Origin of the sequence: Streptomyces sp. E2N166 (genome assembly GCF_003671715.1) — a bacterium.
GTDB lineage: Bacteria > Actinomycetota > Actinomycetes > Streptomycetales > Streptomycetaceae > Streptomyces > Streptomyces thinghirensis.
Window position 1 is genome coordinate 54825 of sequence record NZ_RAIF01000012.1, and the last position, 2471, is coordinate 57295.

The 2471-nt window shown below is 71.8% G+C and carries 3 protein-coding genes; 2 read left to right on the top strand and 1 reads right to left on the bottom strand.

All coding sequences use genetic code 11. The annotated features are described in order from the left end of the window. The coding region (locus tag EBH09_RS07875) for a class II aldolase/adducin family protein (RefSeq protein ID WP_193776187.1) at positions 1-693 on the bottom strand (693 nt) is incomplete at its 3' end. Positions 694-916: 223 nt separating this feature from the next. On the opposite strand from EBH09_RS07875, the gene EBH09_RS07880 reads away from it, so the two are divergent. Both EBH09_RS07880 and EBH09_RS07885 read left to right on the top strand, forming a co-directional pair. Then, on the top strand, positions 917-2155 hold the full coding sequence (locus EBH09_RS07880) for an inorganic phosphate transporter (protein ID WP_121746332.1): 1239 nt from the start codon (positions 917-919) through the stop codon (positions 2153-2155). A 34-nt stretch (positions 2156-2189) separates the two neighbouring features. Continuing rightward, positions 2190-2411 (top strand): hypothetical protein, encoded by a 222-nt coding sequence (locus EBH09_RS07885; RefSeq protein WP_121746333.1) that lies wholly within the window; start codon positions 2190-2192, stop codon positions 2409-2411. Positions 2412-2471 lie beyond the last annotated feature (60 nt).

A 2471-nucleotide genomic window follows, 5' to 3' on the forward strand; every position in this document is an offset into this window, starting at 1 on the left:
CCGCTCCCCGTGCCCCCGTTGCCCGTACCCCTGGAGCCGTTCCGTCGCCTCCGTCAGCTGGTCGTCCGTCAGCAGTGACGGCGTGCGGCCCGGTACCGAGGAGGCCGTCAGCCAGAGGTGGCACATCCACTCCAGCTGGGCCGTGCGGTCGTAGGCCTGGTCGAGGGAGGCGCCGTAGGTGATCGTGCCGTGGTTCCGCAGGAGGCATCCGGTGCGGTCGGTGAGGGCGTCGAGCATGTGGCGGGCGAGTTCTTCGGTGCCGTAGGCCGCGTAGGGGGCGACCCGGACGGGGCCGCCGAGGGCGGCGGTCATGTAGTGGACCGGCGGGAGTTCGGGGACGAGGAGCGAGACCGCCGTCGCGTGCACGGCGTGGGTGTGGACGACGGCCCGGGCGTCGGTGGCGCGGTACACGGCGAGGTGCATGGGCAGTTCGCTGGTGGGGACGAGCGTGCCGAGCACCTGCCGGCCGTCGAGGTCGACGCCGGTCGCGTCGGCCGGGGCCAGACGGTCGTACGGCACACCCGAAGGGGTGACCAGCACCGTGTCGCCCACGCGCACCGAGACGTTGCCGGAGGTGCCGACGACCAGGCCGTCCGCCACCGTTCGACGGGCTGTCGCGACGAGGGCCTCCCAGGCTGCCGCCCTGGCTCGTTCCTCGTCCGCGCCCACCCCTGCGACCCGCGAATACGTCACAGTCACCGTCTCCTTCGGGCACGTCCGCGCCCCTCACGAACCTTCGCCGACCGGCCTCGCGGCGATCCTGCCAGGCACGTATCCGGAGAGCATCGGGCCGGGCACACAGAGGGAGGCGGCGGCGCCGGTTCCGGTCACCGTGAAGCCCTGTTCAGTTCATCTTCCGTTCACTCTGGTTACCTACGTTCGTCCAGCCAATGACCTCGAACGATTGCCTGGGTAAATGGAAAGCTTCTCGCTGATCCTCGCGATTGTGGTAGTAACCGCACTCGCGTTCGATTTCACGAACGGTTTCCACGACACCGCGAACGCGATGGCAACGACCATTTCGACCGGTGCGCTCAAGCCCAAGGTGGCGGTGGCCATGTCCGCCGTCCTCAACCTTGTAGGCGCCTTCCTCTCGGTGGAGGTCGCCAACACGATCTCCAAGGGTCTCGTCGACGAGACCGGCATCCGTCCCGAGGTCATCTTCGCCGCTCTGGTGGGCGCGATCCTCTGGAACCTGCTGACCTGGCTGGTCGGGCTCCCGTCCAGCTCCTCGCACGCCCTCATGGGCGGCCTGATCGGTGCCGCCGTCGCCTCGGCGGGCGTCGGCGCGGTCAACGGCGACGCGCTCGTCACCAAGGTGCTGATCCCGGCGATCGCCGCCCCGCTCGTCGCGGGCCTCGCGGCGCTGCTCGGCGCGCGGCTGACGTACAAGCTCGGCCGCAAGGCCGACGGCAAGGCCGCCGCCAAGGGCTACCGCGCCGGGCAGATCGCCTCCGCCGGGCTGGTCTCGCTGGCCCACGGCACCAACGACGCCCAGAAGACGATGGGCATCATCACCCTCGCCCTGGTCGCCGGCGGCTCGCTCGCCCCCGACTCCGACCCGCCCAGGTGGGTCATCCTCTCCGCGGGCATCGCCATCGCGCTCGGCACCTACCTCGGCGGCTGGCGCATCATCCGCACCATGGGCAAGGGCCTGACCGACCTCCAGCCGCAGCAGGGCTTCGCCGCCCAGACCAGTGCCGCGACGGTCATCCTGGCCTCCTCCCACCTCGGCTTCTCCCTCTCCACCACGCACTCGGTCTCCGGCGCGGTGATGGGCGCGGGCCTCGGTCGCAAGGGCGGCGTGGTCCGCTGGTCCACGGCCACCCGGATGTTCGTCGCCTGGGGCCTGACCCTGCCGGCCGCGGCCCTGGTCGCCGCGATCGCCGAGTGGGTCTGCGGCCTGGGTGACTGGGGCACCGCGCTCGTCGCGGTCTTCCTGGTCGCCTCCAGCGCCGCCATCTGGAAGCTCTCCCGGCGCGAGGTCGTCGACCACACCAACGTCGTCGACGAGCCCGAGCAGGCCGGTGTGGTGACCACGGCGATGGCCGCCGTCTCCCCGCCCCCGGCGGGCGTGACCGAGGACCTGGCCGCGGCCGGCGCCCCGGGCCCCGCTTCCGACTCCAAGGCCCCCTCGGCCACCACCTCCGTCTGAGCCCGCGCCCCGGGTACGAAGGAAAGCGAACTCCATGAGCATCGACTGGGCAGCTCTCGGCTCCGTCTTCGGGGTCAGCCTCGTGGCCACCGTGGCACTGGTGGGCCTGTTCACCCTCGGCATCGTCGGCCTCTCCCGCCAGGAGCGGGCGGCCTCACAGGGCGGCTCCGCGGCCCTCGCGGTCACCGGCGCGTACGCCTGCTTCGCGGCCTGCGCGGCCGCGGTGGCGTACGGCATCTACCTGATCGTCGCCTGAGCGACCACACGCGGACACCGCGCACATCCCTTCGAGGCGGGGCGCGGGACGGGCACCGAC